Annotated in this window: 5 protein-coding genes; 4 read left to right on the top strand and 1 reads right to left on the bottom strand. The window is 66.0% G+C overall.

Annotated elements, in window-relative coordinates; all coding sequences use genetic code 11:
• Positions 1-142 precede the first annotated feature (142 nt).
• Entirely contained in the window at positions 143-1,312 is a 1,170-nt protein-coding gene (locus tag ACK586_RS25110) for a protein kinase family protein (protein ID WP_409333263.1), read from the bottom strand.
• A 1,368-nt stretch (positions 1,313-2,680) separates the two neighbouring features.
• On the opposite strand from ACK586_RS25110, the gene ACK586_RS25105 reads away from it, so the two are divergent.
• The 4 genes from ACK586_RS25105 to ACK586_RS25090 all read left to right on the top strand — a co-directional run bounded on the left by ACK586_RS25105 (position 2,681) and on the right by ACK586_RS25090 (position 5,731).
• On the top strand, positions 2,681-3,058 hold the full coding sequence (locus tag ACK586_RS25105) for a hypothetical protein (RefSeq protein ID WP_409333262.1): 378 nt from the start codon (positions 2,681-2,683) through the stop codon (positions 3,056-3,058).
• Positions 3,059-3,620: 562 nt separating this feature from the next.
• Complete coding sequence (gene ltrA / locus ACK586_RS25100) at positions 3,621-4,889, top strand: group II intron reverse transcriptase/maturase (protein WP_409333261.1); 1,269 nt, start codon at positions 3,621-3,623, stop codon at positions 4,887-4,889.
• 273 nt (positions 4,890-5,162) lie between these two features.
• Positions 5,163-5,318 (top strand): hypothetical protein, encoded by a 156-nt coding sequence (locus tag ACK586_RS25095; protein WP_409333260.1) that lies wholly within the window; start codon positions 5,163-5,165, stop codon positions 5,316-5,318.
• Positions 5,319-5,329: 11 nt separating this feature from the next.
• On the top strand, positions 5,330-5,731 hold the full coding sequence (locus tag ACK586_RS25090; RefSeq protein WP_409333259.1) for an IS110 family transposase: 402 nt from the start codon (positions 5,330-5,332) through the stop codon (positions 5,729-5,731).
• The last annotated feature ends 81 nt before the right edge of the window (positions 5,732-5,812 follow it).

The following is a 5,812-nucleotide window of genomic DNA, read 5'->3' as shown; positions in this document are numbered from 1 at the left end:
ACCCGAACGACACCGACCCGTGGAACCGGCGCCCACCCGAGCGACCTCGGCCGAACCGTCACACCCCGATGCCAGACTCACACTCCCGCGGCCCACCGAGCCGCATCCCGATGATCATGGGCGGGCGCACGAAAGATCCGGGCTAAGCGGTTGTCTTGGCGGGAAACTCGACCACCTGTTCCACGTCTTCTATCAGCGCCAGCACGGTCTGGTAGCGCTGGTTGAGGTCATTGCTAGCGCACTTGTGGATGATTTTACTGATGGCGTCGTCGCTGGCGGGAAGCCTCTCCTTGCCGGTAAATATGTAGGCGAGGACCCAAGCGATCGAGTACATCTCGTTGACGACCGCGTAATCCTTGAAACTCGCGAGCAGTGGGTCGCGGTAAGTTCCCTTCATGGCGGTTTGAGTGCGGGTGAAGTCTTTGCTCGGGTCCTTTACCAGGCCAAAGTCCGACAGCTTGACCAGCACGGCACTCTCTCCGTAGACCTTCAGCAAGGTGTTCTGAAGGCTGATGTCTCGGTGCAGATAGTGGTTAACGTGCAGGTAATTAATGCCATAAAGAAATTGAAGCGCAACGCGCTTCCGCGTGCCGAACTTGAGCGTTGAGTTTTTCTTGCTGATGTAGTCCCGTAGCGTGGTGTCGCAGTACTCCATCCGGTACTCGTGGCGCTCATCGTTGTATTTGAAGACCTGTACCACGTATGGAAAGCTCAGCCTCTTCGTCACGTCAAACTCCTGCTTGAACCGCGCCAGCTCGCGCTCGTCCAAGTCCTTCTTGGCCCTCTTGACAGCGAACTTGATGTCGTAGTCAGGGTCCACGTACGAGTAGACGTGGGCGTAGGAACCACTGCCCACCATCGTGAGCGGTACCGGCTCCTGCCCCTTCTTCAGCTTCACGCTTGCGGCCAAGAGGGTGAAGACTGGCTGGTAGTCGATGAGCTCAATGAGCTCAAAATCCTCGGGGACTGTGCTGCCCCCCGAGGGGGAAAGCCAGGGCCTGCAGCGATCCAGCGCGTCCTGATAGCCATTGTCGAATTCGACCTCTACGCCGCACCTCTTCAGCGTATGAAGGTCGTTCTCGATCTCGTCGATAAGCGCGAGTAGGTCGCGGCTGGCGTCCGCCCAGTAGTGGTGGGTGGACTTGGCGCGGCCGTTGATGTCACTGAAATGCTGGTTCAGCCGCTTGTGTAGGACCGCGAACATGTGGCCCCAGTCGGGGTCGTCGTACAGGCGCGAGAACCTTGGAGACGCGGGCAGCACCGCGTACTTTTCCCGCAGGTCCGCCACCAACAACGCCGCCGGATCGGCCATCGTCTCAGCCCCTTCGAGTCGAACGCCATCCTCTCATCGGGGCCCGACTCAAGGCGGTGCTGGCCCGAAAGAACGACAATGGCCACCGCGCAGTTGTTGTGCCGCGCCATCTCCGCCGCCATCAGGCAGCAGTGCTCCCGCATCTCGAGCGAGAGGTCGAGCTGGTGGTGAGGACCGGCACCGCCCGGTACGCGGCGGTCATCGGGCGTCCGTCAGGAGCGCCGCGAGGCGGGCGCGATGCTCGGCGGTGATGGGTGGCGCGGTAGCGAGCGCCAGCCCCGTCCCTGTCCCTGAAGCCGCCCTCAGGGACAGTCCCCAACTCATCCGGCAACGAGTGCAGGTCCTGACAGCGCTGTGAGCGCTGCTGGGGAAGAACTGGAGGATCTCGGCAGCCAGTGGCGTCACCTTCCGGTCCATGCAGACGAAGAGTTCATGGCCGAGGTTGGTGACCGAAGCCTCGGCAGAGCAGCACCAAGGGTGGGGTAGCTCAACAAGAGCGTTCGACGGTCTGACCGCGTCGCGGCCACTGACAGTCGAGGAGATGCGGGGCGCGGTCGCTGCTATTCGCGGTCGCGCGGAGACCCGCGCTTCTTGCCAGTGCGAAGGCTTGTTGGAGAGCGCAGCTGTTCGAGCCTTCGTCCCTCCGTGGGGCGATGGGCCTGACCGCCGGCGCGTTCTGGTCCTTCCTGCACATGCGGGAGCCGGCGCTTCGACGGTCGCATTGGCGGTGGCCGAAGGTCTCGTGCCTCGAACGGTGCAGCTCGTCGAGTACGCCGAACCGCTCCGGTCTGCGCTGGCGTCCGCCTCAAGTATTGAGCTCGGGACCGCGGGGTCATGGCGCTGTGGTCGTCGTAGTGGCGTTGGCGTCCTGCGCCTTGCGCAGCCCATAGGGCGCGGTGAGATGCCGCCCCCGCTGCCTCAGGACGGCACGCCGGACCGGTGGCTCGTCGTGGACGCCGGCGAGCGTCTAGCCGGCTTCTGGTTGACCAGTCCTGGCGAGCTTCGTGGACAGGCTGCTCATGTGGTGGTGGCAACCCGCCTGACCATGCCGGCGCTGCGCCAGACCGAGCACGTGCTGGAAGCCGTCGCAGGCCCAGCCCTGGTGGCTGTGCTGGGGCCATCGCGTTGGCCGCGGTCCGTTGCGGCTGCGTGCGGTCCGCGGCTGCACGAGGCACGGGACCGCGGTCGGGTCGTGCGGATGCCGATCGACCGCGAACTCGCGACGGCGGGCCTGACCCCTGAGCCCCTGCCGACAGCCGTGGCAGCCGCTGGTCGGGCGCTTGCTGCGCTGCTGGCCCCAGAGCCCCGGGCGCCGCGTCGGCCGCGTCATGGGAAGTCACCCGGTCGCGGCGTGACGGAGACGGGCCGTTGACGGGACGCCGGTCCGCGCTGCGGCGCGTCGTCGCCATCGTGGCGGCTGCGGTGGTGGTGCTTCTCCTGCAGAGCGCGACACCCGCCGCCGCTGCAGACCTCAGGGCAGCCGTCTGTCCGCAGGCGCCGCCTGGCATGCAGGGCTTCGCGAACCAGATCACCGGCTGGGTGAAGTGGGGCGTGCTGGTGCTGATCGTCATCAGCGCGGTGATGTCGCTGGGGGCGGTGCTGGTGGGGCGGATCTTCTCCCATCCGCACGCGTCCCGGTACGGCGCGATGGGTGTCGCTGTCGTTGTGATGGTGGCGATCACCTACACCGTCATCCTTGTGATCTTGAGTGCGCCACGAGCGCGGAGGGGAGCCGATGTGAGGTAGGTCAGGGCTTCCTGATGCGGTGCTGTGCAGGTGATGAAGGTCTGGCCCTTCGGCGTCGCCCTGCGGGGGGAGGCGTCAAACCACCTCATGCTGCGTTGGTTGATGACCGTCGTGGTGAGCGATGAGGAAAAGGCGCACGTGATGCGTCAGGTAGGGACCGGGAAGGCGAGCGCGAGCGAACCACTGAGGACGCGTCGAAACGCATTGACGACATCGAAACCGGAGAGGTCAAGAGTCTCCGGGATGAGCCTGGCGGGTGCCCGCTGATTGGCCAGGTGGTGTCCGGCGTGAAGGTGGCGCGAGCCCGGTCTGCTGCGCCTGCACGGAACGTGGGAAGGCGGGTGCCGACACACCCTGCGCGCGGCCCTGGTGGGCGTGGGTGGGGGAGAGGGAGCGCGTCGTACGGCGGAAACCGGAGACGCTGAGTACCGGCGCGGCGCCCGCTGGCGGACCGGCTCGTAGTAGCGCTGAAGCTCCTGTAATGGGAGTGGAGCGAAGGGGCCGGCTCATCGATGACTTTCGTTCGCACGAGCAACCGGGATTTGGTTCCGGGAGGAGACGGGTGAGCAAGTCAGATCAGGCGAACAAGTCGTTTACCATTCCGAAACAGCTGGTGTGGGAGGCGTACAAGCAAGTCAAGGCGAACAAGGGTGCCGCCGGGGTGGACGGATGTTCCCTCGACGACTTCGAGACCAATCTGCAGGGCAACCTGTACAAGATCTGGAATCGGATGTCGTCGGGGACGTACTTTCCGCCGCCGGTGCGAAGCGTGGAGATCCCCAAGGCGCACGGTCGGGGGACGAGGACCCTCGGCATTCCGACCGTGGCCGACCGGGTGGCGCAGACGGTCGCGGCGCTGGCGCTACGGGCCCGCACGGAGTCGATCTTCCATGACGACTCCTACGGGTACCGGCCCGGCCGCGGCGCGCTGGATGCGGTGGCCATCTGTCAGAAGCGGTGCCGGAGCAGGGCGTGGGTCATCGACATCGATGTCTCCGCGTTCTTCGACAGCGTGCCGTGGGACCTGATGGTCCAGGCGGTGGCCGCCAACATCACTCCCGCCCAGCGGTGGGTGCTGCTGTACGTGAAGCGGTGGCTGACCGCCCCGCTGGTGGCACCCGACGGCACGGTCCAGGCCCGAGATCGCGGTACTCCGCAGGGGTCGGCGATCTCTCCGGTCCTGGCCAACCTGTTCATGCACTACGCGTTCGATTTGTGGCTGACGCGCGAGTTCCCGACGGTGGAGTTCGAGCGGTATGCCGATGACGCGGTGGTGCATTGCGTGACCGAGCGGCAGGCCCGTGAGGTGCTGGCCGCGCTCGAGGTGAGGATGGAGCAGGTCGGGCTGCGGCTGCATCCCGACAAGACCCGGATCGTGTTCTGCCCGGACGGAAAACGGCGCGGCGCCTCGGCGCACACGTCGTTCACGTTCCTGGGCTACACGTTCGCTCTCCGGCCGGCCCGGACCAAGGACGGAAGGTTCTACGTCGGGTTCGGTGCTGCGGTCAGCCGGGAAGCCCTCACCGCGATGGCACGCCAGGTGCGCCGATGGCGGCTGCACCTGTGGACCGAGCGGAGTTTGGACGAGCTCGCCGCTTTCATCAATCCGGTGGTGGCGGGCTGGATGAACTACTACGGCCGGTTCTTCCGGTCGAAGTTGACGCCCCTTCTGCAGCGCATCAACACCTACCTGATGCGGTGGGCTGGCCGAAAGTACAAGCGGCTGCGGTCCTACAAGCGATTCAAGGCGTGGTGGCTCGGGGTCCTCGATCGAGATCCCGAACTGTTCTCGCACTGGCGTTGGGCCCGGGCGTTTGCCGGATTCCGATGAGAAGAGCGGAGTGACGGGAGACTGTCACGCTCCGTTCTGTGGGAGCCCGGGGGTGCAATTCCCCCGGGCTACCCGACTCGCTGCCTGTAGGGATGAGAATGCTCCTGTCGTCCGGCGACGTCGGGTCACATTGGCGCGGTCGCGCCCGTAGAGGTGTATGGCGCGGGGTCCTCGGGTGCCTGTGATGGCTGCCGTAGAGCGCGTGGGTCTGTCTCCTGGCAGAGGGCCCTCCGGGCGACGCCCATCGGTGTCGACCGGGGGGAGGAACCCCGAATGGAACTGCTCTTCGACCGGGTCGCCGGGCTGGACATCGGCAAGGCGACGCTGACGGTCTGCGTGCGCACGCCGGGGCCGAACGGCCGGCGGGTCAGTGAGGTGCGGACGTATCCGACGACGACGCGCGCGCTGCAGGCGATGCGCGACGGCTGATCGACCGCGGGGTGACGATCGCGGCGATGGAGTCGACCTCGACCTACTGGAAGGCGCCGTTCTACTGCCTGGAAGAGGTCATGACGACGTGGCTGCTCAAGGCCGCGCACATCAAGGCGGTGCCGGGTCGCAAGACCGACGTCCGCGACGCCGAGTGGATCGCCCAGCTGCTGGAGCACGGGCTGCTGAGCCCGTCGTTCGTGCCTCCTCCAGACATTCGCCGGTTGCGGATGCTGACCCGCTACCGGGTGCAGCTGATGGGCGATCGGACCCGGGACACCATCCGGCTGGAACTGATGCTGGAGTGGAGTCGGCCTGGGGCGCGGTGTCCTGATTACTCGGGATCCGTTTCCCCAGGCCGCTCGCCGAACCCGCCGTGCGCCTTTCGACGCAACGGGGCTCTTCTTACTTGAGGTGGGGGCTGGTCAGGCCGCCGGCGATGAGCAGCATGCGTAGCCGGTAGTTGTCGCGGTTGCGGAAGCCGCGGGCGATGC

This window comes from Trujillonella humicola (assembly GCF_046233715.1).
Lineage (GTDB): Bacteria > Actinomycetota > Actinomycetes > Mycobacteriales > Geodermatophilaceae > Trujillonella > Trujillonella humicola.
This window is presented reverse-complemented; position numbering and strand designations above follow the sequence as displayed.